The sequence below is a fragment of the Microbacterium sp. E-13 genome, assembly GCF_049912955.1.
In the GTDB taxonomy this organism is placed as follows: domain Bacteria; phylum Actinomycetota; class Actinomycetes; order Actinomycetales; family Microbacteriaceae; genus Microbacterium.
The window spans coordinates 939,635-965,218 of sequence record NZ_CP183973.1 but is presented as its reverse complement, the minus strand read 5'-3'; the positions used below and the strand labels follow the sequence as shown (position 1 = coordinate 965,218).

25 protein-coding genes and 1 tRNA gene are annotated in these 25,584 nt (G+C 69.4%); 12 read left to right on the top strand and 14 right to left on the bottom strand.

The genetic code is table 11. The annotated features are described in order from the left end of the window. Positions 1-72: 72 nt before the first annotated feature. Positions 73-148 (top strand) — tRNA-Met (locus ACN9MP_RS04375). A 65-nt stretch (positions 149-213) separates the two neighbouring features. Here ACN9MP_RS04375 and mmuM read toward each other — a convergent pair. Both mmuM and ACN9MP_RS04365 read right to left on the bottom strand, forming a co-directional pair. Further along, positions 214-1,113: a homocysteine S-methyltransferase gene (gene mmuM / locus ACN9MP_RS04370; RefSeq protein ID WP_426324098.1), complete on the bottom strand. Its 900-nt coding sequence runs from the start codon at positions 1,111-1,113 to the stop codon at positions 214-216. Next, complete coding sequence (locus ACN9MP_RS04365) at positions 1,110-2,381, bottom strand: trans-sulfuration enzyme family protein (protein WP_426324097.1); 1,272 nt, start codon at positions 2,379-2,381, stop codon at positions 1,110-1,112. Before ACN9MP_RS04365 ends, mmuM begins: the two co-directional genes overlap by 4 nt. Before the next feature lie 116 nt (positions 2,382-2,497). Between ACN9MP_RS04365 and ACN9MP_RS04360 the strand changes: the two genes are divergently transcribed. Next, entirely contained in the window at positions 2,498-2,941 is a 444-nt protein-coding gene (locus tag ACN9MP_RS04360) for an Lrp/AsnC family transcriptional regulator (RefSeq protein WP_426324096.1), read from the top strand. A gap of 34 nt (positions 2,942-2,975) precedes the next feature. Here ACN9MP_RS04360 and ACN9MP_RS04355 read toward each other — a convergent pair whose 3' ends face one another. Genes ACN9MP_RS04355 through ACN9MP_RS04345 form a run of 3 tightly spaced genes read right to left on the bottom strand, consistent with a single transcriptional unit; the run spans position 2,976 to position 6,816 of the window. After that, positions 2,976-4,355 carry an aspartate ammonia-lyase gene (locus ACN9MP_RS04355; RefSeq protein WP_426324095.1) on the bottom strand — a complete coding sequence of 460 codons (1,380 nt, stop codon included), beginning with the start codon at positions 4,353-4,355 and terminating at the stop codon, positions 2,976-2,978. Further along, positions 4,352-5,764: an aldehyde dehydrogenase family protein gene (locus ACN9MP_RS04350; protein WP_426324094.1), complete on the bottom strand. Its 1,413-nt coding sequence runs from the start codon at positions 5,762-5,764 to the stop codon at positions 4,352-4,354. The genes ACN9MP_RS04355 and ACN9MP_RS04350 overlap by 4 nt, the downstream gene beginning before the upstream one ends. Next, a complete protein-coding gene (locus tag ACN9MP_RS04345; RefSeq protein WP_426324093.1) occupies positions 5,761-6,816 on the bottom strand; it encodes a homoserine dehydrogenase in 1,056 nt (351 codons plus the stop codon). Before ACN9MP_RS04345 ends, ACN9MP_RS04350 begins: the two co-directional genes overlap by 4 nt. A 286-nt stretch (positions 6,817-7,102) precedes the next feature. On the opposite strand from ACN9MP_RS04345, the gene ACN9MP_RS04340 reads away from it, so the two are divergent. From ACN9MP_RS04340 to ACN9MP_RS04330, 3 genes are read left to right on the top strand one after another with little or no spacing between them, the layout of a single operon-like run. Next, positions 7,103-8,626, top strand: a complete 1,524-nt coding sequence (locus ACN9MP_RS04340; protein WP_426324092.1) for an amino acid permease — start codon at positions 7,103-7,105, stop codon at positions 8,624-8,626. 27 nt (positions 8,627-8,653) lie between these two features. Further along, on the top strand, positions 8,654-9,802 hold the full coding sequence (alr, locus tag ACN9MP_RS04335) for an alanine racemase (protein ID WP_426324091.1): 1,149 nt from the start codon (positions 8,654-8,656) through the stop codon (positions 9,800-9,802). A 40-nt stretch (positions 9,803-9,842) separates the two neighbouring features. Beyond that, positions 9,843-10,595 (top strand): IclR family transcriptional regulator, encoded by a 753-nt coding sequence (locus ACN9MP_RS04330; RefSeq protein WP_426324090.1) that lies wholly within the window; start codon positions 9,843-9,845, stop codon positions 10,593-10,595. A gap of 15 nt (positions 10,596-10,610) precedes the next feature. Here the strand turns inward: ACN9MP_RS04330 and ACN9MP_RS04325 are convergent, their stop codons facing one another. Next, positions 10,611-11,405, bottom strand: a complete 795-nt coding sequence (locus ACN9MP_RS04325) for an IclR family transcriptional regulator (protein ID WP_426324089.1) — start codon at positions 11,403-11,405, stop codon at positions 10,611-10,613. Between the two features lie 152 nt (positions 11,406-11,557). Here ACN9MP_RS04325 and ACN9MP_RS04320 point away from each other — a divergent pair, with 152 nt between their 5' ends. Next, a complete protein-coding gene (locus ACN9MP_RS04320; protein WP_426324088.1) occupies positions 11,558-12,859 on the top strand; it encodes a Fic family protein in 1,302 nt (433 codons plus the stop codon). A 49-nt stretch (positions 12,860-12,908) separates the two neighbouring features. Here the strand turns inward: ACN9MP_RS04320 and ACN9MP_RS04315 are convergent, their stop codons facing one another. From ACN9MP_RS04315 to urtA, 8 genes are all read right to left on the bottom strand, one after another. Next, positions 12,909-13,487 carry a TetR/AcrR family transcriptional regulator gene (locus tag ACN9MP_RS04315; RefSeq protein ID WP_426324087.1) on the bottom strand — a complete coding sequence of 193 codons (579 nt, stop codon included), beginning with the start codon at positions 13,485-13,487 and terminating at the stop codon, positions 12,909-12,911. Then, a complete protein-coding gene (locus ACN9MP_RS04310) occupies positions 13,487-14,050 on the bottom strand; it encodes a helix-turn-helix domain-containing protein (protein ID WP_426324086.1) in 564 nt (187 codons plus the stop codon). The genes ACN9MP_RS04315 and ACN9MP_RS04310 overlap by 1 nt, the downstream gene beginning before the upstream one ends. Next, positions 14,050-15,780 carry a purine-cytosine permease family protein gene (locus tag ACN9MP_RS04305; RefSeq protein WP_426324085.1) on the bottom strand — a complete coding sequence of 577 codons (1,731 nt, stop codon included), beginning with the start codon at positions 15,778-15,780 and terminating at the stop codon, positions 14,050-14,052. The genes ACN9MP_RS04310 and ACN9MP_RS04305 overlap by 1 nt, the downstream gene beginning before the upstream one ends. Positions 15,781-15,826: 46 nt before the next feature. Next, positions 15,827-16,507, bottom strand: a complete 681-nt coding sequence (gene urtE / locus ACN9MP_RS04300; protein WP_426324084.1) for an urea ABC transporter ATP-binding subunit UrtE — start codon at positions 16,505-16,507, stop codon at positions 15,827-15,829. Continuing rightward, positions 16,507-17,328 carry an ABC transporter ATP-binding protein gene (locus tag ACN9MP_RS04295; RefSeq protein WP_426324083.1) on the bottom strand — a complete coding sequence of 274 codons (822 nt, stop codon included), beginning with the start codon at positions 17,326-17,328 and terminating at the stop codon, positions 16,507-16,509. Before ACN9MP_RS04295 ends, urtE begins: the two co-directional genes overlap by 1 nt. Then, on the bottom strand, positions 17,325-18,434 hold the full coding sequence (urtC, locus tag ACN9MP_RS04290; protein ID WP_426324082.1) for an urea ABC transporter permease subunit UrtC: 1,110 nt from the start codon (positions 18,432-18,434) through the stop codon (positions 17,325-17,327). Before urtC ends, ACN9MP_RS04295 begins: the two co-directional genes overlap by 4 nt. Beyond that, entirely contained in the window at positions 18,431-19,315 is an 885-nt protein-coding gene (gene urtB, locus ACN9MP_RS04285) for an urea ABC transporter permease subunit UrtB (RefSeq protein WP_426324081.1), read from the bottom strand. The genes urtC and urtB overlap by 4 nt, the downstream gene beginning before the upstream one ends. A gap of 116 nt (positions 19,316-19,431) precedes the next feature. Next, entirely contained in the window at positions 19,432-20,733 is a 1,302-nt protein-coding gene (gene urtA, locus ACN9MP_RS04280) for an urea ABC transporter substrate-binding protein (protein WP_426324080.1), read from the bottom strand. Positions 20,734-20,998: 265 nt separating this feature from the next. On the opposite strand from urtA, the gene ACN9MP_RS04275 reads away from it, so the two are divergent. Genes ACN9MP_RS04275 through ACN9MP_RS04250 form a run of 6 tightly spaced genes read left to right on the top strand, consistent with a single transcriptional unit; the run spans position 20,999 to position 25,531 of the window. Continuing rightward, on the top strand, positions 20,999-21,301 hold the full coding sequence (locus ACN9MP_RS04275) for an urease subunit gamma (RefSeq protein ID WP_426324079.1): 303 nt from the start codon (positions 20,999-21,001) through the stop codon (positions 21,299-21,301). Between the two features lie 9 nt (positions 21,302-21,310). Further along, complete coding sequence (gene ureB, locus ACN9MP_RS04270) at positions 21,311-21,643, top strand: urease subunit beta (protein ID WP_426324078.1); 333 nt, start codon at positions 21,311-21,313, stop codon at positions 21,641-21,643. Beyond that, on the top strand, positions 21,643-23,346 hold the full coding sequence (locus ACN9MP_RS04265) for an urease subunit alpha (RefSeq protein WP_426326195.1): 1,704 nt from the start codon (positions 21,643-21,645) through the stop codon (positions 23,344-23,346). The genes ureB and ACN9MP_RS04265 overlap by 1 nt, the downstream gene beginning before the upstream one ends. Then, on the top strand, positions 23,346-24,020 hold the full coding sequence (locus ACN9MP_RS04260) for an urease accessory protein UreF (RefSeq protein WP_426324077.1): 675 nt from the start codon (positions 23,346-23,348) through the stop codon (positions 24,018-24,020). The genes ACN9MP_RS04265 and ACN9MP_RS04260 overlap by 1 nt, the downstream gene beginning before the upstream one ends. Beyond that, positions 24,013-24,795 carry an urease accessory protein UreG gene (gene ureG, locus ACN9MP_RS04255; protein WP_426324076.1) on the top strand — a complete coding sequence of 261 codons (783 nt, stop codon included), beginning with the start codon at positions 24,013-24,015 and terminating at the stop codon, positions 24,793-24,795. The genes ACN9MP_RS04260 and ureG overlap by 8 nt, the downstream gene beginning before the upstream one ends. Positions 24,796-24,799: 4 nt before the next feature. After that, a complete protein-coding gene (locus ACN9MP_RS04250) occupies positions 24,800-25,531 on the top strand; it encodes an urease accessory protein UreD (protein ID WP_426324075.1) in 732 nt (243 codons plus the stop codon). Positions 25,532-25,584 lie beyond the last annotated feature (53 nt).

Below are 25,584 nucleotides of genomic sequence, written 5' to 3'. Positions count from 1 at the left end.
CACATCGTCACCGCCCGACACGCTCAGACACGCACCGGCGCTGCCTGCCGTTCCCGCCTACGGTGGACACATCGCGGCGATCCGGGCGGTCCCGGGCTCCGGTTCATACCCGGCAGCGTTGCGGGTTCGACTCCCGCCGTCGCGTCCACGGTTCGCCGGGAGTGACCACCTGATCAGAGCACGCTCGCTCCTCGAGTGAGCTGAGTCGGGCTCTCACCGCAGGGCGCGCGCCATCGCAGCTATCGTCGCGGGCCCGACGCGACAGCATCCGCCGATGAAGTGCGCGCCCGCCTCTGCCCACGCCGTCGTGAGCGCCAGGTCGAATTCCGGGTCGCCGATCCACCGACGTGCTGCGCCGTCCCACGTCTCGCCCGAGTTGGGGTAGGCGATGGCGGGTTTGCCGCTCGCGGCAGTCGCCGCCCGCACCGCCGGCAGCACATCGTCGGGTGCGCAGCAGTTCACCCCCACGGCCACGACGGAATCATGGCCGTCGGCGAGGGCGAAGGCTTCGGCTGCCGGACGGCCGTCGCGAAGTCGATCCCCGGAGACCGTGCACGACAGCCACGCGGGGATCGCGAACTCGTCGGCGAGGTCGAGGAGCACCGAGACCTCGTCGAGATCCGGGATCGTCTCGAACGCGAGCAGGTCGGGCCCCGCGCTGACGAGCAGTTCCATCCGCGGGGCGTGGAAGTCGCGAAGCGCCGCGCGGCTCAGCCCGTACCGGCCGCGGTACTCGGATCCGTCGGCGAGCACCGCACCGTACGGACCCACGGATGCCGCCACCAGGCGCACGACGCCGTCATCGGCTGACTCGGCCACGTCGTCGCGCACCTCGCGGGCGATGGTCACACTCCGTGTGATGAGGTTCTCCGCCTCGGTGCGCGTCATGCCGCTCTGCTCGAATCCGGCGAGGCTCGCCTGATAGCTGGCGGTCGTGGCGACCTGCGCGCCCGCATCGAAGTACGCGCGGTGCACGGCAGCCACCTCGCCCGGAGCGTCGCGCAGCAGCCGGGCGGTCCAGAGTTCGTCGGTGAGATCGTGGCCGCGTTCGGCGAGCGCATTGGAGAGCCCGCCGTCGAGCACGATCACGGGAGCAGTCGACGGGTTCGTCACCTGCTCATCCTCCCCGATCGGGCCGGGGCGGAGTCTGCGGCACGAGGCTCGACGAGGTGCCCCGACGACGGGAACGTGGCGTCGAGGGCCGCCTCGAGATCTGCGAGCAGGTCGGAGGTCTCTTCGAGGCCGACCGAGAGGCGCAGATGACCGAACGTGCGGAAGGGCAGCGGGTAGGCGGCGACGCGGCCGCCCTCGGTTCCGGTGTGCACGATCAGCGAGTCGTCGTGCCCGAGAGAGAAGCCCGAGGTGATGAGCCGGAGGTTGCCGACGAACCGGTTCTGCGCGTCGGGATCGCCGGCGACGGCGAAGGCGATCATCCCGCCGTACCCGCGACCGCCGAACTGCCGCGTCGCCAGGTCGTGTTCGGGGTGTGACGGCAGGCCGGGATAGTAGACGTACGCCACTCGCGGATCGCTCTGCAGGAACTCCGCGACGGCGAGCGCGGATGCCAGGTGCTGCCGGAGGCGCAACGGGAGGGTCACCGAACCGCGGTGGATCTGCCAGGCGTTGAAGGGCGAGATCACTCCACCGACGTCGACCATGGCGTCGGCCTTGATCGGCTCGATGAGTTCGCGCGCGCCGATGACGGCGCCGCCCATGGCGTCGCCGTGACCGTTGATGTACTTCGTCAGGGAGTGGACGACGAGATCGGCGCCGTCGGCGAGCGGACGGTAGAAGGGCGGTGGAGTGAACGTGGAGTCGACCATCAGGATCGCGCCGGCGGCATGCGTGATCTCCGCGATCGCACCGACATCCGCCACCTTGGTGGTGGGGTTCGCGATCGCCTCGACGCAGACGAGCCGGGTGTTGGGGCGGAAGGCGGCGCGCAGCGCGTCCAGGTCGCCGACGTCGACGAACGTCGCCTCGATGCCGTATCGCTGCGGCAGGAGTTCGGTCCACAGCCTCCAGGTCGCTTCGTACGTGACGTCGCTCACGATGACGTGATCGCCCACGCGCACGTGCGTGAAGAAGACGGCGTGCAAGGCGGCGACACCGGATGCGAGCGCCACGGCGTCCTCGCCGCCGTCGAGGGCGGCGAGCTTGTCTTGGAGGCCGGCCTGGTTGACGCCGGTGTTCCGGGTGTAGAGCCCTGGCGCGGAGGCGGACCAGCTGATGTCGCTCGGATCGTCGGGAAGCTCATACGAGTTCGCCATCACCAGCGGCGTGCGCAGCGCCCTCGTGGAGTCGAGGCGATTGCCGCCGTGAACGGCGAGGCTGAGGTCTGACAGGCTGTCGGCCCGTCGGCGGTCCGGCCGTTGCGACATTTCGTTCCTTACCTTCCCGCGGAGACATCGAGGGGAGCCATCTGTGACGGCATCCCGGGTCTACGCTACTGTGTGTTATTGACACTTGCAATTGCTGATTCTGCACGGAGACTTTCATGGCCGCATCGCATCTGGACGACATCGACCAGCAACTGCTCGCGGCATTGTCCGCGGACGCGAGGATGCCGATGGTCGCCCTGGCCAGCAAGGTGCACCTGTCGCGCAACGCGGTGCGGCAGCGCATCGAGCGCATGGAGCGCGACGGCGTCATCGCCGGCTACGGCGTCATCAGGGGGACGGCGTCGCGGCCACGCGTGACCGCGATGGTGATGGTCTATCGCGTGGACAGGATGCGGGACGACCGGGTGATCGCCGCGTTGAGGGGCATTCCGGAGGTCACTCGCTGCGACGTGCTGTCGGGAGCGTACGACCTGTTCGTGACTCTGGAAGCCGACTCGATGGATCGCGTGGGTCAGATCTGGGAGCAGATCGCGGCCCTGCCCGGCGTCGCCGACACCGTGACCGCGGTCTCGCTGTCGCGCGCGATCGACCGCCGGTGACGCCGCCGCCGCCCGACGTGCGGGCGGCAGCGCGTCAGCGCGCGAGCAGCGCTGCCGCCTCGTCTCGAGAGAGTGCCGTGTGCTGCGCCACCGCGTCGGCGATCGGGATGCCGGTGCGAAGCGCGTACTGAGCCGCGTGGGCGGCTGCCTCGTACCCGATGGACGGCACCAGGGCCGTCACCGTCCCGACGGACGAAGCGACGTAGCGCTCGAGCACGGTGTCGTTTGCCTCGATGCCCTCCACGCAGAGCCGGCGCAGCGCCGAGACGCCGTTGGTCACCCAGCTCAGCGACTGCAGGAGCGAGTGCGCCATGATCGGCTCGAAGGCGTTCAGCTGAAGCTGGCCGCTTTCGGCGGCGACGCCGATCGTCACGTCGGCGCCCATGACCGCGAAAGCGATCTGGCTCATGACCTCGGGGATTACCGGGTTCACCTTGCCCGGCATGATCGACGATCCGGCTTGCCGGGCCGGCAGTCGGATTTCACCCAATCCCGCCTGTGGACCGCTGGCGAGCAGCCGCAAGTCGCTGCTGATCTTCGACAGCTTGATCGCGCTGCGACGGAGCACCGCCGAAGACTGGAGGAAGGCGCTGGCGTCCCAGCTCGCCTCGAACAGGTGCGCCGCCGGGGTCATCGGGAGTCCGGAACGCTCGCGGAGCCGTTCCAGAGCGACACCGCGATAGCCCGCCGGAGCCGTCACTCCGGTGCCTACGGCGGTCCCGCCCAGGCTGCACTCCAGCAGCAGCGGCACCGTGTCGCCGATGCGCTCCACGTCTTCGCGGACGGCGACGGCGAATGCGGCGAACTCGTCGCCGAGCGTCATCGGCACGGCATCCTGCAGCTGGGTGCGGCCGATCTTGACGATCGAGCCGAACGCGACGCTTCGCTCTTCGAACGCCGCGGCGAGCTCCTCCAGCGCCGGCATGAGCCGCAGCAGCCCCTTCGCCACCGCGATCTTCACCGCGGTCGGGTAGACGTCGTTGGTCGACTGGCTCCGGTTCACGTCGTTGATGGGGTGAACCACGTCGTAGCGGCCACGCGGCAGCCCCAGGTGCTCCAGGGCGGCGTTGGCGATCACCTCGTTGGCGTTCATGTTCGTGCTGGTGCCCGCTCCGCCCTGCAGCACGTCGACGCAGAACTGGTCGTGCAGCTCACCCTCGCGCACCCTCCGGCAGGCGACCGCGATGGCGTCCGCCACGCCTGCCGGCAGCAGCCCGAGCTCGTGGTTCGCGGTGGCGGCAGCATCCTTCACGGTGACGAGCGCGTCGATGAGATCGGGATGCCGTGAGATCGGCGTGCCGCTGATCGTGAAGTTCTCGCGGGCCCGGGCGGTGTGGATGCCCCAGTACGCGTCGGCAGGAACTGCCAGCTCGCCGAGCGAATCGCGCTCGAGGCGGGTTCCGAGGCGGTTCATGTGTTGATGCAGACGACCTTGGGCTGGGTCATCTCCTCGTACGCGAATCGCACGCCCTCGCGGCCCATGCTGCCGTACTTCGAGCCGCCGAACGGCATGCTGTCCACGCGGTAGTCGGACGAGTCGTTGATCATCACGCCGCCGGCGTCGAGCTGCTCCGACACGCGCAGCGCACGTGTGATGTCGCGCGTGAAGGTGGCAGCGTGCAGCGCGTAGTCGACATCGTTCGCCTGCGCGATCGCCTGCTCCTCGGTCTCGAACGGCGACAGCACGACCACGGGCGCGAACGCCTCGTCAGCCCACAGCTCGCACGACAACGGCACTCCCTCGACGACGGTCGGCCAGTACACGCCCCCCTCCCGGCGGTGCCCCGCGAGCACGCGCGCGCCCGCCGTGACGGCATCCTCCACGAGCCGTTCAGCGGCCTCGGCGGACGCGATGGAGATCATCGGGCCGACATCCGTGGTCTCGTCTCTCGGGTCGCCGGCCGTCAGGGCCATGGTCTGTGCTGCGAAGCGGTCGCGGAACTCCTCGTACACCTCGCTCTGCACCAGGATGCGCTGCGCGCCCACGCAGTTCTGCCCGGCAGCCCAGAACGCGCCCGAGACACACGCCTCGACCGCGGCGGGAATGTCGGCGTCGGAGAACACGATGACCGGCGCGTTGCCGCCGAGTTCCATCGCGAGCCTCTTCAGACCGGCGTTGCGCGCGATCGCCTCCCCCGTCGCGAACCCTCCGGTGAAGGAGACCATGCGCACCTCGCGTGCGGAGATGAGCGCCTGCGCGAGCTCCCGGTCTCCGTGCACCACGGTGATGATCTCGTCGGGCAGGCCCGCGTCGATGAGCAGGTCGACCAGGAACCGGGCGGTCAGCGGGGTCAGCTGCGACGGCTTCAGCACCACCGCGTTGCCGCCGGCGATGGCCGGCCCCAGCTTGTGCGCGACGAGGTTCAGCGCGTCGTTGTAGGGGGTGATGGCGACGATGATGCCGAGCGGCTCGCGGGTGAACCACCCGCGGCGGTTCTCCGACCCGCGGAACGCGTCGAACGGGACGACCTCTCCGGCGTCCGAGCGGGCCGCGTCGGCCGACAGCGAGAGCGTCATGACCGCACGAGACACCTCTTTTCGCGCCTGTCGGACGGTCTTTCCCGCCTCCCGCACGATCAGTTCGGCGGCGGTCTCGGCGCGCTCCTGGAGAAGCGCAGACGCCCGCTCGAGAATCTCGTGCCGCGAGAACCGCGACAACGACCGCGACAGCTGGAAACCGGTGTGAGCACGCTGCAGGATCTGCTCGAGCTGGCCCGGCCCGTTCTGCGGGACGACGCCGATCACCTCCCCGTCGAACGGGCTCGTGACGGTCAGGTCGGGATACCCGGAGGCGAGGGCCCGCGTGTGCTCCACGATGCTCACCGGGCGGCCTGGACGCGAGCGCGCTGGTTCGCGTCGATCGCGATGATGTCGGACAGCAGGGCATAGGCGGTCTCGATGCGCCCCGCACCGGGGCCCGATACGGTCACGGTCCCGAGGAGGTCGGTGTCGAACGACACCGCGTTCGTCGGGCCGGTGACGCTGGCCAGCGGGTGCGTCAGCGGCAGCGCCACCGGCTCGACCTTGGCGGTGACCGTTCCGGCGGCGTTGCGGAACGCCCTCCCGATCAGCTTGTAGCGCTTGCCCTGCGCCGCCGCCTCGATGATGTCGGCGGCCGAGACCTCGGAGATCCCCCGCCGGGCGACGTCGGCCGTGGTGATGTCGGCACCGAGGAGCTCGTTGGCGAGGATCACGACTTTCAGCTGCACGTCGGAGCCTTCGATGTCGGCCGTCGGGTCGGCTTCCGCGTAGCCGAGCGACTGAGCCTCCGCGACCGCGGCGTCCAGCGTCATGCCCGACTCCATCTGACCGAGCACGTAGTTGCTCGTGCCGTTGAGGATCCCCTCGACCGCCTTGATGCGCAGACCCTGAAGCGTCTCGGACGCGAAGCGAAGGATCGGCGTGCCGCTGACCACCGAGCCCTCGTACTGGAACGTGACGCCGTTCGCAGCCGCGAGGCGGTTCAGTTCGAGCCCGGCCAGCGCGACCGGGCCCTTGTTCGTCGTGGTGACGCTCTTCCCGCTCTCGAGCGCGGCACGCACGTGCGAGATCCCCGGCTCCCCGTCGATGGGGTTGGTGAAGGTGGCTTCGACCACGATGTCGGCCGTGCTGTTGCGGATCACGTAATCGTTCTGCGGCGCCGCCGTTCCCCCCGGCCGGCCGGCGAAGGTCTCACCGTCGGACATCTCGAACACGTCGGCCAGGTCGATGCCGTCGGCCTGCATGAGCGATCCCAGACGGAGGTCCGTGATCGCCACGACACGCAGAGCGAAGCCGAGGTCGGCGGCGAGTTCGTCGCCGCGGTCGAGGATGATCTGCGCCAGCGCGCGGTTCACGCCGCCGAAGCCGATCAGCGCAATGTCATGACGGTCCACGTCGAGCTCCTTCAAAGAATCGGGAAGAGGTTCGACTCAGCATCGCCTTGGGTCGCGTCAGCCCGCGCCTGACGGATCGCTCCGGCGGGATGTCAAACTGACCACCGTTCGGAAGAAGTGCCCGAACCGCTCTCGCACGCCGTGAATCGCCACGGATGCCTTGTGCACCGACCCCTGCGCCGCGTAACCTGCCCGACACACGGGTCGTGCACCATAGACACATTGTTGTGATCATGTGGCACGGCACGATCACGACATCCGACTCCCGACTCGAATGCGAGAAAGCATGAGCCCGCTGCCCGAACAGAGTGCCCTTCCCAACGCGCTCCCCCACACCACCGCGACCCAAGTGCCGCTGCGACGACTCCAGCGTTCGATGGACGCGCGACACCTGATAATGATCGCGCTCGGCGGCGTGATCGGCTCCGGGCTCTTCCTGAGCTCGGGCTACACCATCAGCCAGGCCGGCCCGCTGGGCGCGATCATCGCCTACCTCATCGGCGCGTTCGTGGTCTGGCTGGTGATGGCCTGCCTCGGCGAACTGGCACTGGCCTACCCTGTCTCGGGCGCGTTCCACATCTATGCGGCACGGTCCATCGGCCCTGCCACCGGCTTCACCACCGCGTGGCTGTACTGGCTGTGCTGGGTCGTCGCGCTCGGGTCGGAGTTCACCGCATCCGGCATCCTGATGCAGCGCTGGTTCCCCGGCGTCGACGTGTGGGTGTGGTGCCTGATCTTCGCGTTGGCGCTGTTCACGATCAACGCGATCTCGGCGCGGGTCTTCGGTGAGACGGAGTTCTGGTTCTCGTTGATCAAGGTGGTCGCGATCGTCGCCCTCATCGTGTTCGGCGGCATGGCGATCTTCGGCTTCACGCCGCTGTCGACCGAGCACCCCACTGCCCCGCTGTTCAGCAACTTCACCACCCCGGAGGGCCTGTTCCCGAACGGCGTCGCCGGCGTCGTCGTCACCGCCCTCGCCGTCTTCTACGCGTTCAGCGGCTCCGAGCTGATCGGCGTCGCCGCCGGAGAGACCAAGGACCCCGGCAAGAACATCCCCCGGGCCATCCGGTCGACGGTCCTGCGACTGCTGATCCTGTTCGTGGGGTCGATCACGGTCATCGCCGCGCTCCTCCCCTACGAGGATGCGAGCCTGACGAGCAGCCCGTTCGTGGACGTGTTCGAGTACGTCGGCATCCCGTACGCCGCCGACATCATGAACTTCGTCATCATCACCGCACTGCTCTCCGCCGGCAACAGCGGCCTGTTCTCGTGCGCCCGGATGCTGTTCTCCCTCGCCGAGGAAGGACACGCGCCGCGCGTGCTGCAGCGTCTCACCCGCCGAGGGATCCCCCTCGTGGCCCTCACGGTCAGCCTCGCGCTCGGCCTCGTCTCGCTGATCTCCAGCGTGATCGCGCCGCAGACGGTGTATCTGGTGCTGGTGTCGATCGCGGGTTTCGCCGTGGTCGCCGTGTGGATGTCGATCGTGGCGTCGCAGTTCTTCCACCGGCGCCGGTTCGTGCGCGAGGGCGGCGACATCACGACGCTGCCATACCGCACCCCGTTCTACCCGGTGCTGCCCATTGTGGCGTTCGTGCTGCTCTCGGTCTCATTGGTGGCTATCGCGTTCGACCCGAACCAGGTCGCCGCCCTGTACTTCGGGGTTCCGTTCGTGGGGCTGTGCTACCTGTTCTTCTGGTGGCGCTACGGACGCGGGGGCGCGCGCCCGGTCGTCGCCGTGTCGGAAGAAGCTCCCGTCGACGAGACCGACGACCCCGTCGCAGAAGAACCCGTCCGTCAGCCCCGCGGGTAAACCGCGCCGACCAGGCCGCAGCCACGCATGAGCACCACGACTCCCGTCTGGGTCGAGATCGACGCCGGCGCCATCGCCCACAACCTCGACGTCGTTCGAGGCCAGGTCGAGAACGCGACGCGGCTCTGCGGGGTGGTGAAGGCGGATGCCTATGGCCACGGCATCCCGGTGGTCCTTCCGATCCTGATGCGGGCCGGTGTCGACACCATCGGGATCACCTCCAACGAGGAAGCCGAGGAGGCACGCCGGCAAGGATTCTCGGGACGCATCATCCGCCTGCGGGCGGCTCTGCGCGAAGAGATCCACGAGGGTGGCCTGCTCGATATCGAAGAGTGGGTGGGCGGCGGCGATCACGCTCGCGTCGTGATCGCAGCCGCCCGCTCGCTCGGGCGCCCTCTCCACGTCCATCTCTCCCTCAACTCCACGGGACTCAGCCGAGATGGAATGGACTGGGGCGACCCTCTGTCGCAGCCTCACCTGGGACGCATCGCCGCGAGCCCCGAACTGGCCGTCGTCGGAATCTGCTCGCACTTCCCCTCCGAAGACGCCGACGATGGGCGCGCCGGCGCCCGTGCCTTCCGGAACCAGGCCGACGCAGCCGAGCGGGCGCTGGGTGCTCCGCGCGGCCGACTCGAGAAGCACTGCGCCACCTCGTACGCCGCGCTGACCATCCCCGACTCGCGCATGGACATGGTCCGGATCGGCGCCGCGCTCTACGGTGACAGCTCGGCCGCCGTCGCTGGATTGCGTCCGGCTATGAGGCTGGTGTCGCGCATCGTGGCGATCAACCCGTACCCGGCGGGCAGCACGGTCGGATACGACAGGGCCGCACGCATCGATCGCGCCAGCAGGCTGGCCGTCGTACCCGTCGGCTACGCCGACGGGTACCCGCGCACGCTGGGCGGCCGGGCGCACGTTCTCGTCCACGGCGCCCACGCGCCGGTCATCGATCGGCTGGCCATGAACAGTCTGGTGATCGACGTGACCCAGGTGCCGTCGGCCCAGGTCGGCGACGAAGTGGTACTTTACGGGCGGCAGGGATCCGCACAGATCCGCTCCGCCGACATCGAACGGGCCAGCGGAACCATCGCCGCCGCCTCGTACACCGCGTGGGCTCGTCTGAACCCGCGCGTCGTGGTCGACGTGCCGGCTCCCGAAGTGATCCCCGCCCGGTGATCGCCCCTTCGTCCATCGGCCCAGAAAGCACCCCCACATCATGAGCGCCCCGTCCTCACTCCTGCAGGGTCTCGCGCTCCTCGACGCTGCGGTGGCGCAGGAGCGATCGGGACGACAAGGGCACAACGCCTCGCGCCTGGCCGAGACCACCGGCATCGAGCGCAGTCGCGTCTCGCGCCTCACGCGCGAGCTGCGAGAACTGGGCTACCTCGATCGCGACAACGCCGCGGTGCTCAAGGCGGGTGACGGCTACTTCCGCGCAGCCGGGGCCCTCAGCCGGCCCTGGCTCCGAGCAGCGCGCGAGAGTCTGCGCGTGCTCGCCTCGACGTTGGGGGTTTCCGCGCAACTGGTCGCCGCCGAGGGGCCGGGCGCGATCCTGCTCCGTTCCGAGAAGGGCCCGGGTGTCTCCGCGGACTACCTGCGCCCCGGCATCCTGACCCCCATCTGGTGCACCGGACCCGGCCGGGCCCTCCTCTGGGACCACACGCGCGATGACCTCGAAGCACTCCTCGCCGACGTGCAGTTCGTCGGAGTCGGCGGTCCGGGCGCTGCCAGGTCGGTCGATCAGCTCCATCAGCTGCTCGAGCGGGACCGCAAGGTCGGCATGGTGGATGCCCGCGAGGAGTACGTCGAAGGCGTGCGGGACTCTGCGCTGCCGATCCGCGATGAGCGCGGCATCGTGGTGTCCATCGGCATCAGCAGCGGCATGCTCCCTGAGCGCCGCACACGCGAAGCGCAGAGTGCGCTCCGCGACGCCTGCGAACGGCTCAGCGAACTCATCCAGGAATCGTGAGCAGAGCGGCCCGGGTCATTCGCGCCGAGCCTCGCCCGCGCCGAGCATCGCCGACAGACGCTGCGCAGCGTCGACGCACGCCGCTCCCAGAGCCCCCGACCTGGGCTCCAGGCGGTGCCGTTCCCCCACGATCTGCAGGCCCGCGATGACTTCGCCCCGGAAGTCCCACACCGGCGCCGACACCGAGTAGAGACCTGGCTCGGCCTCCTCCGCGACGATCGCGTAGCCCCTGGCCCGCGACTCCTCCAGGCGCACCAGGAACTCATCGACCGATGCGGCGGCGTTCGGACCGGCGCTGCGGAAGCTCGTGCGGCTGAACACACCGCGCACCTCCTCGTCAGAGGCATCCCACAACACCGCCTGACCGGCGTCACTGCAGAACGCCGGATATGCTCGCCCGATCCACGAACCGATCAGGCGCGCCGCGGGCGGCACGCTCTCGACAATCGTGACCGTCGCATCGCCCTCGAGCACTCCGAGGAAGCACGCCTCGCCCGCTTCCGCTGACAGCTCGTCGAGGATCGTGAGCCCCTCACTGCGCAGACGCCTTTCGACCAGCTGCTCCGCCGAGGCGTACCACGCCCACGCCAGTCGGTAGCGACCGTCGGCGCCGCGCGACACGAGCCGCTCCTCCGCCAGCGCGGCAAGGGTGCGGGAGACCTGCGACCGGTCGCGCTCCAGCGCTCGGGCGATGGCCTGCACGGACACACCCTGCTCGCTGGAGGCCGACAGCTCCGCCACGCACGACAACACGTCCATGCCGCGGCCCATACTCGTCCGCTCGGGAGCGACATCGTCACGCAGGGTCACAGGTCGAGGATATCGAGGTGGGCCGTTGCGCCTCGGCTCGCGGGCGGGTGACGATCGCGGATCCGGGATGCCGCGGCGGCGGCGCAGCGCATAACGTCAGATCCCCGCGTTATGATTTAGTCGACTACCTCATAAAAACGAGGGATTGCGTTATGAGCTACGACTCACAGGGGCGGGCGTCGGCAAGGGCCGCGGCCGGGAGCAGCACTTCCGCGGCGCGCCCGGTCGACGCACGCGTGCCCGCCACTCCGCCAGCGCAGCTCACTCCTGGCGCGGAAACCTGGCCTGCGCTGACGTGGGAGACGCGCACCTGGACGCCCGCGGCCCAGTGGGGAGTCAAAGCGGAGTTGAGGTCGTCCACGGTCGACTACGAGGCGTCGATCCCGCCCTTGATCGCCGAGCTGACGCCCGCAGTGGATGCCGAGACAGCAGCGGCAGCCGAGGCTGCCGCACGCGAGCTCGGCCGCTTCGATGCGGAGTTGGGTGCGCGTGTCCATTCGTTCTCGCCGGTGCTGCTGAGATCGGAGGCGGCATCGTCCTCTCAAATTGAGAACCTGACCGCGTCAGCACGCGCGATCTTCAGCGCCGAACTCGGCGCAAACGTCGGGAGCAACGCGGCGCAGGTCGCCGCGAACACGCGTGCGATGCAGGCGGCCATCGACCTGGCAGAGGAAGTCTCCGCAGACTCGATCTCACGCATGCACGAGGTCCTCATGGCAGGCCAGCCTCGGCATACACCAGGCCGGTGGAGGCAGGAGGCGGTGTGGATCGGCACCCGCAGCGACACCCCTGTGGGCGCGGAGTTCGTCGCACCATTTCACGAGCGGGTTCCGGAACTCATCGACGACGTAGCCCAGTTCGCCCGGCGACTCGATGTCCCGCCGCTGGTCAGCATCGCCGTCGCGCACGCGCAGTTCGAGACCATCCACCCCTTCACGGACGGCAACGGCCGCACCGGGCGCGCACTGGCGCAATCACTGCTGCGCTTCCGTGGGATCACTCGCTCGGTCGCCGTGCCGGTGTCGGCCGGTCTCCTCGCAGACGTCTCCGGATACCACAACGCGCTGACCTCCTACAGGCAAGGGGATGTCGCCCCCATCGTGAAGGCGTTCGCCGAAGCCTCCTTCCGCGCGGTCCGCAACGCGCGCCAACTCGTCGACGAGATCGACGCGATCCGGAAGTCCTGGGACGAGCAGCTGACCGCCCGTAGGGACAGCAACGCATGGAAGCTGCTCGACGTGCTCACTAGCCGGCCGGTGCTCGACTCGGCCACCGCGGCGCGAGAGCTGGGCGTGCAGCGGCCGAACGTCTACCCGCCCATGCGCGCGCTCGTTGACGCGGGAATCCTGAAGTCGAAGGCCGAGCACAAGCTCGGGCCATTCTGGCGCAGCGACGAAGTCCTGGCTGCGATCGACCGGTTCGCCGAGCGAGCCGGGCGACGCGAGGCGGACTGACCCTTTCGACAGGCGGGCGGGACCGAAGCGCCCCGCCGAGTGGGCTTCCTCACGCCCCGCCCACGACCCCCCGGATCGGGTCGAGGATCGCTTCGGCAGCCCACGTCGCGGCGTCGGCGATATCGCGACCGCTCATGCCGAGCTCTCGGCGCATCGTCACCCAGGTCGCCGACGAGTCGAGGTGGCACAGCGCGGCGACCACGCCCCGCCGCTCCTCGTCACCCAGCGAGGGCACCTCGCGGCGCAGCATCCCGTCGAACTCCTCACGATGTGGCGCGGGGTCGGAGCCGTTCACGCCCCGCAGCTCCGCCTCGGCGACGACATACGCCAGCTCGGGCCGCCGGTCGTAGGCCTCCATCGCCTCGCGGATCGCGATCGGCACATCGAAGATCGACTCCGACTCGGCGCGCGTGAAGATCGTGCGATCGATCCACGCCGCTGTCGCCAGCAGCAGTTCGGTGCGCGTCGGGTAGTAGCGGAAGACGGTCCGCTCCCCCACTCCCGCCCTCAGCGCGATCAGGCGGAACGACACATCGTCGGTGCCGACCTCCTCGATGAGCTCGGCGTAGGCGGTGAGGATCGCCGCCTGCGTCGCCGAGACCTCGGGCGCCGGCGCAGCAGCGAACACTATGCGGCCCGATCCGCCTCGGCCGCGGCAGGGAGCACGCGCCGCACGGCGAGATCGAACACCCCGAAGGTCTCGTCGGCGCTCATGTCGAACCCGGTGCGCATCCGCGCCCAGAACGTCGGCGAGGCGAAATAGCGGAGGGATGCCGCGGCACGCCGCGCGTCGCGGCGGTTCAGGCCCGGCGCCACGGCGTCGATCATCGCGACGATCGCCTCGGTGATCTGTGCCGGCGATTCGTCCCCGGTCGGCGAGAGCGCCCCGCCGCGGGCCGCGACGACGGCGAAGGCCGGTTCGGCGTCGTAGGCGCGGAAGCGTGCGCGCACCGTGTCACGGAACTCCGGCACCGTCCGGAACTCGGGAACCGGGAAGTGCTCGGCCTCGATCCAGCGCGCGAGCGCCTCGAGCAGATGCGATCGCGTCGGGAATCGACGGTAGATCGTGCGCTCCGAAACCCCGGTGGCCTCAGCGAGCTCGAGGTACGAGACGTCGTCGAAGGTGTGGTGTCGCAGCAGCAGGGCGGCGCTCGCGAGGATCGCTGACGAGGTGTCGACGATCTCGTCCATCACAGCATCCTTCCCCGCCCGTCTCGTCGGTGCGTGGCCGGCTCCGCCGGGAGGACGTACCGGTCGGAGTCGTCGAGCGTCAGTGCCAGGGACGAGACGAACTGCAGCTCACCGCGCGGTCCGGTCTCGGCCGACGCCAGCATATCCGGCCGCTCGAACGTGTAGCCGGTGACGTGGCAGCGAAGCCGCTCTCCCGAGGGATTGCCGTCGCTGTCGAGGATCGGGCTCGGGATGCCGTCCGACGTCCGCCGCAGGTAGTAGCGTCCACGGGTCACGATCGCCATGAGCGGGGTGACGACGACGGCGACGCCGATCGCGACGAGCACCGAGAAGGGCTGCATCGCCTGACCGAACACGCCGGCGAAGCACAGCAGCGACAGCAGCGAGGCCAGGCCCACCGAGACAGGGCCGACGGGGTTCCAGTTGTGCAGCATCCCGCGACGGAATTCGGGGAAGAGCGGCGAGAGCCGCAGGAGGTGCTTGTTGATCACGATGTCGGCGGCGATCGTGACGAACCACGCCATGACGACGTTCGCGTAGAGACTCAGCACGAACGAGATGAGACTGAAGACGTCCATCAGCATGAGCGACAGGGCGATCGCCAGGTTGAAGACCACGAAGACGGTGCGGCCGGGGTACCGCTTCTTCACCCGCGTGTAGACGTTCGACCACGCGAGCGAGCCGGAGTAGGCGTTGGTCACGTTGATCTTGACCTGTGCGATGACGATGAGAACGAGCACGAGAGCGACGGCGATCCAGTCCGGCACCAGCGACTCGTACATGCCGAGGAACTGCTTGACCGGCTCGGCAGCGCGGTCGGCGAGCCCCGGGTCGACCTTCGTCACGAGGTAGACCGCGAGGAACAGCCCGATCACCTGCTTCGTTCCGCTGAAGATCACCCAGCCCGGACCGCTGAAGACGAACGCGGTCCACCACGAGCCCTTGTTCGCGGCGGTGCGGGGCGGCATGACGCGGATGTAGTCGATCTGCTCCGCGAGCTGCGGGGTCAGCGCGAAGCACACGGCGGCGCTCGCGACGATGGCGCTGAAACTCACCGAGCCGTCGGAGGCGCCCTCGAACCCGATGAACTCCGTCACCGCGTCAGGCTGCGTGAACACGATCCAGACGAGCGGGAGCAGGGCGAGCGCGAGCCAGAGCGGCGTGGTCCAGAAGTGCAGACGCTCCAGCGCGCGCATGCCGTAGACCACGATCGGGATCACCACCACGGTCGAGATCAGATAGCCGACGGGCAGCGGTATCCCGACGGCGACCTCCAGGCCCTGCGCCATGATCGCGCCTTCGAGGGCGAAGAAGATGCACGTGAAGCCGGCGAACACCACGGTCGTGATGATCGAGCCGTGATAGCCGAAACCCGAGCCGCGGGCGATGAGGTCGAGGTCCAGGTTGTACCGCGCCGCGTAGTAGGCGACCGGAAAGCCGACCACGAAGATGATCACGGACGCGAGAAGGATGCCGAGCACGGCGTTCGTCGTGCCGTGCTCGAGGCCCACACTGGCGCCGATGGAGAAGTCGGCGAGGAAGGCGATGGACCCCAGCGCGGTGCCGCCGACGGACAGGGCGGTCCAGCGGCGGAACGAGCGCGGCACGTAGCGGAACGCATAGTCCTCGAGGCTGTCCTCGGCGGCGGAGCGTGCGTCCCCACCCCGCGCGCCGGCCCTCACGCCGAGCGCATGCACACCCACCTCCAGCGCTTCCACTGTCTGGATCATGCCGGAGGCGTGTTTCGTCCGCGTTGCCGCGATGAATCGAACTGGTTCAGATCGCCATCGCGCCGCGAACGGTGTCGATGGCGGCCGCACCTCCCTCGCCGCTGACCGTGATGCGCCCGGACTGCAGCACGTAGAACGTGTTCGTCGACCGCAGGGCGAACCCGACGTGCTGCTCCACGAGGAGCACGGAGAGGTCGCCGCGTCGCGTGAGATCGATGATGACGCGCTCGATGTCGGCGACGATGTTCGGCTGGATTCCCTCCGTCGGCTCATCGAGCACCAGCAGCCGGGGCTTGGTGAGCAGCGTCCGGGCGATCGCGAGCTGCTGGCGCTGGCCGCCCGAGAGCAGCCCGGCGCGGCGCCCCAGCAGCTCCTTGAGGATGGGGAAGAGGTCGAAGACCTCGTCGATGTCGGACTGCCGCTTCGCCACCAGCTGCAGGTTCTCGAGCGTCGTCATCTGCGGGAACGACTGCTGCCCCTGCGGGACGTAGCCCAATCCCCGCTGCACACGCCTGGAGGGCGGCATCCGCGTGACGTCCTCGCCGTCGATCAGCACCTGCCCGCTCATCACCGGGATCAGCCCCGTGGCCACACGCAGCAGCGTCGTCTTGCCCGCCCCGTTGTGCCCCATGACCGACACCGCCTTCGCGGTGGGGATCTCGACCGACACGTCGTGCAGCACCTTGGTGCGCCCGTAGCCGGCGGTGACTCCCTTGATCTCGAGCATCAGTGATCGCCCTTCCCTTCGACGGCGGCGTCGGCGGCCGAGCCGAGGTAGACCTCCTGGACTCGTACATCGGCCTGCACCTGCTCGACCGTCCCCGCCGTGAGCAGTTTGCCGGTGTGCATGACGGTCACCCAGTCGGCGAAGTTGCGCACGAAGTCCATGTCGTGCTCGATGACGATGATGGTGCGCTCGTCGCCGATGCGGCGCAGCAGCTGACCGGTCTCGTCGCGCTCGTCGGCGTTCATGCCGGCGACCGGCTCGTCGAGGAACATCACCTTCGCGTCCTGCACGAGCAGCATGCCGATCTCGAGCCACTGCTTCTGCCCGTGCGCGAGGGTTCCGGCCGGCTTGTCGCGCAGCGCGGTGAGCCCGATGGTCTCCAGCGCCTCCTCGACGTAGGCAGGCACCCCGCGCCGCGTGAGCGGAAGCCGCCATGCCTTGCGGTGCACCCCCCCGGCGATGTCGAGGTTCTGCAGAACCGAGAGCTCGTCGAAGACGGTCGCGGTCTGGAACGTGCGTCCCACCCCCGCCCGGATGATCTTGTTCGTCTTCATCGACAGCAGGTCCATGCCGTCGTACATCGCGGTTCCGGTGGCCGGAACGAGCCCGGTCAGCGCGTCGACGAGCGTGGTCTTGCCGGCGCCGTTCGGCCCGATCAGGAAGTGCACCTGACCCTTGAGCATGAGCAGGCTCACGTCGCTCACGGCCGTGAACTCGTCGAAGGTCACCGTCAGGTTCGAGACCTTCACGGATGTCTCGGCATCAGGTGCCAGCGGCTCCCCCGCGCCCGCGAGGGGAGGCGTCGCATCGGTCGCGCTCATGCTGCCAGCCTCCTTTCGGCCCGGGCACGCCTTCGGCTGCCGGGGCGCCCGCCGGGGTCGGACCGCACCGCGGATCGCACCCTGCTCACGAGCGAGGCGAGCCCGTTCGGGAGGAACAGAGTGACCAGGATGAACAGCAGGCCGAGGATGTAGATCCAGCCCTCGGGCCAGCTCGACGCCAGGCTCGACTGCCCCCAGCCGATCGCCATCGCCCCGAGCACGGGTCCGAAGAGGGAAGCGCGCCCGCCGAGGGCGACGCCGGCGATGAACAGGATGGAGGCGGACGCGCCGATCTCCTGCGGCGTGATGATGCCGACGAGCGGCACGAACATCGCCCCGCCGATGCTCGCCATCACCGCGGCGATGACGAAGGCGACGAGCTTGATGTTGGCCGGGTCGTAGCCGAGGAAGCGCACTCGGTCCTCCGCGTCGCGAGTGGCGAGAAGCAGCTCGCCGAAGCGGCTGCGGTACAGCTGCCAGGCCACCAGCATGCACACGATGAGCAGGGCGACGGTGATCATGTAGATCATGAGCTTGTTGGCGTCGTCGTTCAGCACATAGCCGAAGAAGTACTTGAAGCCGCTCAGCCCGGTGTCGCCGCCGGTCTCGCGGATCGTCGAGCTGACGAGCACCGCGAGCGCCACGGCAAGCGCCTGCGTGAGGATCGCGAAGTACGCCCCCTTCACGCGCCGCTTGAACAGCGCGTAGCCGAGCACGCCGGCGACGATCACCGGCAGCAGCACGATCGCGAGCACGGTGAACCACTCGCTGCGGAACGGCTCCCAGAAGGCGGGGACGGCCGCCAGCGGGTCGTACAGGATCATGAAGGTGGGCGTCGCGTCGGGCCCGGCGGTCTCGAGCGTGAGGTGCATCGCCATCGCGTACGCGCCGAGCGCGAAGAACACGCCCTGCCCCATGACGAGCATGCCGCCGCGACCCCACGCGAGCCCGATCCCCACGGCCACGATGGCCCACGCGGAGTACTTGCCGAGGTTGCTGATCCAGTGCATCGAGAGCACGTTGGGGGCGACGACGAGCAGCAGCACGGCGAACACCGCGATGCCGATGAGCGAGTACCACGGGTTGAGCTTCGTCAGCTTGTTCATGCCAGCCCCCTCGTACGCACGGTGAACAGGCCCTGCGGGCGAACCTGGAGGAAGACCACGACGAGCACGAAGGCGAGCACCTGCGCGAGGCTGCCGCTCGTCCAATCGGCGAAGAACGCCATGGCGACGCCGATGACCCACGCAGCGATGATCGTGCCCTTGATCTGGCCGATGCCGCCGGCGACGACGACCAGGAACGCGGGGATGATGTACTGCACGCCCATCTGCGAGTTCGTCCCGCCGATGAGCGAGGCGGCGACTCCGGCGACCCCGGCGAGTCCCGATCCGACGAAGAACGTGATGCGGTCGACGTTGCGGGTGCGCACGCCGACGGTCTCGGCGAGGTCGCGGTTCTGCACCGTCGCACGGATGCGGCGGCCGAACGACGTGTACTTGAGCCACGCGGCGAGCGCGGCGACGCACACCAGGGCGAGGGCGATCGTGAACGCCTGCCGGTAGGGCCACGCGTAGCCGAAGACGTCGATCTGGCCCTGGAGCCACCCGGGGTTCTCGACCGGAACGCCCTGGGCGGGGAAGATCTGCAGCGCCACCTGCTGCAGGATCAGCGAGACGCCGACGGTGGCGAGCAGCGTGTCGAGGGGCCTGCGGTACATCCACTGGATGATGCTCACCTCGAGGAGCAGGCCGAGAAGACCGGCCACGACGAAGGCGACCGGGAGTGCCACGGGGATCGAGATGTCGCTGGACGGGATGACGAGCTGGGTCAGGTAGGTGACGAAGGCGCCGACCATGATGAACTCGCCGAGCGCCATGTTGATCACCCCCATCTGACCGAAGATGAGCGTGAGCCCGAGGGCTGCCAGCAGCAGCAGTGCACCCACGGCGCTGCCGTTGAGCAGCGGCGGTATGAGGGCATCCATGTGCGATCACTCCCTTCTGTGGGAATGCGTCCGGTGCGAACGCGGGGTGCGGATCGGGTGGATGCCGAGACCCCGTGCCGTGCGTGCGGCACGGGGTCCCAGCATCCGGTGCGGAATCAGCCGGCGGCTGCCACGAGGGACTTGCGGACGTCCTCGGGGAACCAGTCGTAGGCCTCGAGGTAGGGGTCGGGCTCGATGAAGCCGTCGGACTCCCAGACGATGTCGAACTGGTTCTCGGCGTTGATCTTGCCGATGTGACCGGGCTTCGAGATGTGGTGGTTCTCACCGTCGAGCGTCACGACGCCCTCGGGTGCGTCGACCGTGATCTCGTTCTCGACCGCCGCTTCGTTGATCGCGTCGACGTCGAAGGAACCGGCCGCCTCGACGAGCTCCTTGTAGAGGTACAGCGAGATGTACGCGGCCTCCATCGGGTCGGACGTCACGCCGCTCGAGCCGGGGTAGGCCTTCCACGCCTCGATGAACGCCGGGTTGTTCGGGGTGTCGAGCGACTGGAAGTAGTTCCACGACGCGTAGTTGCCCGTGACCTCGTGGCCCATCGCCGGGGCCTCCTCCTCGGCGATCGACACCGAGATGATCGGCGACGTCTCGGGGGTGAGGCCGGCGTCGTAGTAGGCCTTGATGAAGCCGACGTTCGACGAGCCGTTGATCGTGTTGAAGATGAAGTCCGGCTTCGCCGCGGCGATCTTCGCCACCTGGGTGGTCCAGTCGTCCTTGTCGAGCGGCACGTACTCCTCGCCGACGATCTCGATGCCGAGCTCTGCGGCGTAGAGCTTGATGATCGCGTTCGCCGTGCGGGGGAAGACGTAGTCCGAGCCCGCGAGGAACAGCGTCTTCACGCCCTGGGAGGCCAGGAAGTCCATCGCCGGGATGATCTGCTGGTTGGTCGTCGCGCCGGTGTAGTAGATGTTGGGCGACGCCTCGAGGCCCTCGTACTGCACCGGGTAGAAGAACAGCCCGTTGTGCTCCTCGACGACCGGCTTGACGGCCTTGCGGGACGACGAGGTCCAGCCGCCGAAGATCGCCGCGACGCAGTCCTGGGTGAGCAGCTTCTCGGTCTTCTCCGCGAAGGTGGGCCAGTCCGTGGCCCCGTCTTCCTGGATGTACTCGATCTGCTTGCCGAGGATGCCGCCGTCGGCGTTGATCTCGTCGGCCGCCATGTGCAGGACGTTCGACACCGTCTTCTCGGAGATCGCCATTCCGCCGGTGAGCGAGTTGAGGAAGCCGAGCTTGATGGTGTCGCCGGAGGTGTCGACGCAGCTCTCGGCGGCCTCGGCCGATGCGGTCGGGGCGGCGTCGCCGGCGCGGCTGCCGCAGCCGGAGAGGACAAGGGCGGCGCTCGTGACGAGCGCTCCCGTGGCCAGGATCGCCCGGAGGCGCTTCCTGTGGGTGGTGATCATGCTGTGCTCCGTTTCGGGTGGGATGCGGTGCGTTCGGGAGTGTTGCGGTGCGAGTGCAGGCCGAGCGCACGGGCGCTGCGGGTGGTCCCACGATGGAGCGACGGCATTACATTGCCATTGCTCGAACGTATCGAGCATGTAAACAAACCGGCCGAGGGGGGCGCTTTCTTCCTTGATTTTCCGGGGATGTCGAGGCCCTACGCGCGCGCGAAGGAACATCACCGCCACGGGGTGATGGCAGACTTCTGACACCGAGGAGGAGCCCATGCACCTGTCACCCGCAGACACCGAGAAGCTGCTGCTCGCCGTGGCGGGCATGGTGGCGCGCGACCGCAGGGAGCGCGGCGTCAAGCTGAACCACCCGGAGGCGGTCGCGCTGCTGTCGACGTGGGTCATCGAGCGCGCCCGCGACGGCGCGGAGGTGGCGCAGCTCATGACCGAAGGGCGCTCGGTGCTGACCCGGGACGACGTGATGGACGGCGTCGCCGACATGCTCGCCGACGTGCAGGTCGAGGCGACGTTCCCCGACGGACGCAAGCTCGTCACCCTCCACCACCCGATCGACTGAGGAGCTGTCATGGCATCAGGTTCAGCATCCGGCCCCGGAGCGATCCGCGTGCGGCCCGGATGGATCGAGCTCAACGCGGACCGCGCGGCTGACGAGCGGCTCGAGCTGGTGATCCTCAACACCGGCGACCGGCCGGTGCAGATCGGCTCCCACATCCACCTGCCCGACGTGAACGCCGCGCTCGAATTCGACCGCGCCGTGGCCGCGGGCTTTCGGCTCGACATCCCCTCGGGCACATCCGAGCGGTTCGAGCCCGGCGTCTCGAAGCGCGTCGCCGCGGTGGCGCTGCGCGGGCGCCGACGCGTGCCCGGCATCCAGATCCGGCCGACGGAGGCCCGATGATGGTGCGCATCGACCGGGAGCGGTACGCCCGCATCTACGGGCCGACCACCGGGGATCAGCTCCGGCTCGGTGACACCGATCTGTGGATCGAGCTCGAAGACGACCTCACCGTCGGCGGCGAGGAAGCGGTGTTCGGCGGAGGCAAGTCGATCCGCGAATCGATGGCGCAGAGCACGGTCTCGCGCGCCGACGGTGCGCTCGACACGGTGATCACCAACGCCGTGATCCTGGACTGGTGGGGCGTCGTCCGCGCAGATGTCGGCATCCGTGACGGCCGCATCGCCGGCATCGGGCGCGCGGGCAACCCCGACATCGCCGACGGGGTCGACCCGCGACTCGTGATCGGCCCGTCCACCGACGTGATCTCGGGAGAGGGGAAGATCCTCACCGCCGGAGCCATCGACTCCCACGTGCACCTGCTCTCCCCCTCGCAGATCCACGAGGCGCTGGCGACCGGCATCACGACGATCGTCGGCGGCGGCACCGGCCCCTCGGAGGGTTCGAAGGCGACCACCGTGACCCCCGGCGCCTGGCATCTCGAGAGGATGCACCGCTCGCTCGACCGGCTTCCCGTGAACGTGCTGCTGCTCGGCAAGGGCAACACCGTGTCGGCGGCGGCGTTCGAAGAGCAGGCGCTCGCCGGCGCGGCCGGGTACAAGGTGCACGAGGACTGGGGTTCCACCCCCGCGGCGATCGACGCGAGCCTTCGCGCCGCGGAGGAGTGGGGGCTGCAGGTCGCGCTGCACAGCGACTCGCTCAACGAGGCCGGGTTCGTCGAGTCGAGCATCGCGGCGATGGCGGGGCGCAGCATCCACGCCTTCCATGTCGAGGGAGCCGGTGGCGGCCACGCGCCCGACATCCTGTCCATCGCGAGCCTCCCCTACGTCATCCCCGGGTCGACGAACCCGACGCTGCCGCACACGGTGAACACGGTCGCCGAGCACCTCGACATGCTCATGGTCTGCCACCACCTCAACCCGGGCGTGCCCGAGGATCTCGCGTTCGCCGAGTCCCGTATCCGTGCCACCACGATCGCGGCGGAAGACATCCTCCACGACATGGGGGCGATCTCGATCACGTCGTCCGACGCGCAGGCGATGGGCCGCATCGGCGAGGTGATCACGCGCACCTGGCAGGTCGCCCACGTCATGAAGGCGCGGCGCGGGTCGCTGGGCGGCACGCTGCCGGCCGACAACGAGCGCGCCCGGCGGTATGTGGCCAAGTACACCGTCAACCCCGCGATCGCGCACGGGATCGACGGCGAGGTGGGCTCGGTCGAGGCCGGCAAGCTCGCCGACCTGGTGCTGTGGGACCCGCGATTCTTCGGGTTCCGTCCGAGCGTCGTGATCAAGGGCGGCGGACTGGTGTGGGGCGCGCTCGGCGACCCGAACGCGTCGATCCCGACACCGCAGCCGGTGCTGATGCGCCCCTCGTTCGCCGACGCGATCGGCGGTTCGCTCTCGGTCTCGTTCGTCGCACCCGCGGCGCTGGACGCCGGCCTCGAGGAGCGGCTCGCGCTCACCCGCCGGCTGCTGCCGCTGCGGTCGACGCGCGAGGTCGGCAAGGCCGACATGCGCAACAACGACGCCCTCCCCCGCATCGACATCCGGCCCGACACCTTCGACATCTCGATCGACGGCGAGCGCGTCGAGCCCGCACCCGCCGCACGGCTGCCCCTCGCCCAGCTCTACCAGTTGTTCTGATGCCGCCTCTCGCCTCCTCCACCGCCGCCTTGCTGCTGGCCGACGCGCGCCTGCCCTCGGGCGGTCACGCGCATTCGGCGGGCGTCGAGCCGGCGGTGATGGCGGGAGTGGATGCTGCGCAACTCGGTGCGCTCCTGCACGGAAGGGCCGCGACCACCACGCTCGTCGAGGCGGGCACGGCGGTGGCCGCCCGGCACGCGCGCCTCTCGGGCGGCGACCTCGACGCGGTCGAGGCGGCCTGGGCGGCCCGGACCCCCAGCAAGGCCCAGCGCGATGCCGCACGGCTCCTCGCCCGCGGCTATCTGCGGGCGGGCGCGACGCTGCTTCCGGACGACGAGGTCCTCGCCGGCTGGCGGCAGCGTGCGACGCCGCCCCCGCGCCCGGTGGTGATCGGCGTCATCGCCGCCGGCCTCGACGTTCCGCCGCTGGAGCTCGCGCGCCTCGTGGTCTACGAGGACATGCAGGCGGCCGCCGCCGCCGTGCTCAAGCTCGAGCCGGGCGATCCGCTCGAACTCGTCTCGCTCGTCGTCGACCTGTGCAGCGGCGTCGAAGACCGCCTCGGCGCGATCGCCGCCCTCACCGACCCCGCCGGCATCCCCGCGTTCACCGCACCACAATCCGAAGCGTGGGCCGAGGCTCACGCGCGATCCACCAGGAGGCTCTTCCGTGCCTGAATCCGCAGCATCCCGCGCTCTTCGTCTCGGCGTCGCTGGCCCCGTCGGGACCGGCAAGTCGTCGCTCATCGCGACGATCTGCCGCGCCCTCGCCGACGAGATCCGCATCGGCGTGATCACCAACGACATCTACACCGATGAGGACGCCCGCTTCCTCCGGTCGGCGGGCGTGCTCGAGCCCGAGCGCATCATCGCCGTCGAGACCGGCGCCTGCCCGCACACCGCCATCCGCGACGACGTCACGGCCAACCTGCTCGCCGCCGAAGACCTCGAGCGCGCGTTCGCCCCCCTCGACATGGTCGTGATCGAGTCGGGCGGCGACAACCTGACCGCCACGTTCTCGCCCGCGCTCGTCGACGCGCAGATCTTCGTGCTCGACGTCGCCGGCGGCGGCGACGTCGCCCGCAAGGGCGGGCCGGGCATCGGCCGCGCCGACCTCCTGGTGGTCAACAAGACCGACCTCGCCCCCTACGTCGGCGTCGACGTGCCGCAGATGGTCGCCGATGCCACCGCCGCGCGCGACGACCGGCCCGTGCTCGCCCTCTCGCGCACCGATGCCCCGTCGGTGGCCGGGCTGCGCGCGTGGGTTCTCAGCGTGCTGGCCGCGCACCGCGCCGGGTCGCACATCCCGCAGGATCCCGGCCCGATGGCACCGCACTTCCACGCCGACGAGGAAGGCAACGGCTTCCTCCACACGCACGGCGACGGCGAGGCACCGCACGCGCATGTCGCTGACGAGGCCGTCCACAGCCACGCCGGGCACTCGCACCCGTGACCCGATGACTCCCACCATCGTCGACGTGTCACCTCGCGGCGAGGGGGTGTCCTGCGTGCTGACGGGCGACCTCGTCGTGCCACGCCTGGTGCGGAGGCAGGGAAGATCCGTCGAGGTAGCGCTGGTCGCCGGGCATGCGATGCTCCTCCCTGCCGACGACGTGCGCATCCTCATCACCGTGGGCGCGGGCTGCACGCTCAGCCTCGTCGACATCGGCGGTCTGGTCGTCTACGGACGACCGGGCGAGGTCGGCGAGCCCTCCCACTGGCACGCCCGGGTCTCGCTCGAAGCGGGCGCGCGCCTCAGCTGGGACGGGCTTCCGACGGTGATCACGGATGCCGGTTCCCTCGTGCGATCGCTGACCGTGACGCTCGCGGGCGATGCGTCGGCGATCCTGCGCGAGACCCTCGTTCTCGGCCGCACCGGCGAGCGCGGGGGCCGGCTCATCGCGGACCTGGATGTCCGCGACCAGAGAGGCCCGCTCCTCCGCGAGACCCTGGATGCCCGAGGCGACTCGCCGGTCCCCGGCATCCTCGGCGGGAATCGGGTGATGGACAGCATCGTCGCGGTCGGCGAACAGGCCGATGCGCCGGAGGTGACCGGCGCCACTCGCCTCGAGTTCGAACGCGGCGGAGGCGTGGTGCGCTACCTCGGCGACGCCGCCCACGACAGCCCGCTGGGCGGCGTCCTCACCGGCGGGGCCCTGATCGACCGGGAGCCCGCGCATGTCGCCTGAACCGACGACCCGGGCGGCGCTCCCGACCGCAGCGCCTGCCGTCATCGAATCGA

Coding starts and splice junctions, on each gene's coding strand:
- ACN9MP_RS04355 (WP_426324095.1), bottom strand. CDS start 4,355: ATGAACCGCCTCGGAACCCGCCTCGAGCGCGATTCGCTCGGCGAGCTG.
- ACN9MP_RS04330 (WP_426324090.1), top strand. CDS start 9,843: ATGAGCGCCCCGTCCTCACTCCTGCAGGGTCTCGCGCTCCTCGACGCT.
- ACN9MP_RS04365 (WP_426324097.1), bottom strand. CDS start 2,381: ATGTCGCAACGGCCGGACCGCCGACGGGCCGACAGCCTGTCAGACCTC.
- ACN9MP_RS04260 (WP_426324077.1), top strand. CDS start 23,346: ATGCCGCCTCTCGCCTCCTCCACCGCCGCCTTGCTGCTGGCCGACGCG.
- urtB (WP_426324081.1), bottom strand. CDS start 19,315: ATGGATGCCCTCATACCGCCGCTGCTCAACGGCAGCGCCGTGGGTGCA.
- ACN9MP_RS04305 (WP_426324085.1), bottom strand. CDS start 15,780: ATGATCCAGACAGTGGAAGCGCTGGAGGTGGGTGTGCATGCGCTCGGC.
- ACN9MP_RS04295 (WP_426324083.1), bottom strand. CDS start 17,328: ATGAGCGCGACCGATGCGACGCCTCCCCTCGCGGGCGCGGGGGAGCCG.
- ACN9MP_RS04265 (WP_426326195.1), top strand. CDS start 21,643: ATGGTGCGCATCGACCGGGAGCGGTACGCCCGCATCTACGGGCCGACC.
- urtA (WP_426324080.1), bottom strand. CDS start 20,733: ATGATCACCACCCACAGGAAGCGCCTCCGGGCGATCCTGGCCACGGGA.
- urtE (WP_426324084.1), bottom strand. CDS start 16,507: ATGCTCGAGATCAAGGGAGTCACCGCCGGCTACGGGCGCACCAAGGTG.
- urtC (WP_426324082.1), bottom strand. CDS start 18,434: ATGAACAAGCTGACGAAGCTCAACCCGTGGTACTCGCTCATCGGCATC.
- ACN9MP_RS04310 (WP_426324086.1), bottom strand. CDS start 14,050: ATGGACGAGATCGTCGACACCTCGTCAGCGATCCTCGCGAGCGCCGCC.
- ACN9MP_RS04320 (WP_426324088.1), top strand. CDS start 11,558: ATGAGCTACGACTCACAGGGGCGGGCGTCGGCAAGGGCCGCGGCCGGG.
- ureB (WP_426324078.1), top strand. CDS start 21,311: ATGGCATCAGGTTCAGCATCCGGCCCCGGAGCGATCCGCGTGCGGCCC.
- ACN9MP_RS04360 (WP_426324096.1), top strand. CDS start 2,498: ATGGCCGCATCGCATCTGGACGACATCGACCAGCAACTGCTCGCGGCA.
- alr (WP_426324091.1), top strand. CDS start 8,654: ATGAGCACCACGACTCCCGTCTGGGTCGAGATCGACGCCGGCGCCATC.
- ACN9MP_RS04275 (WP_426324079.1), top strand. CDS start 20,999: ATGCACCTGTCACCCGCAGACACCGAGAAGCTGCTGCTCGCCGTGGCG.
- ACN9MP_RS04340 (WP_426324092.1), top strand. CDS start 7,103: ATGAGCCCGCTGCCCGAACAGAGTGCCCTTCCCAACGCGCTCCCCCAC.
- ACN9MP_RS04250 (WP_426324075.1), top strand. CDS start 24,800: ATGACTCCCACCATCGTCGACGTGTCACCTCGCGGCGAGGGGGTGTCC.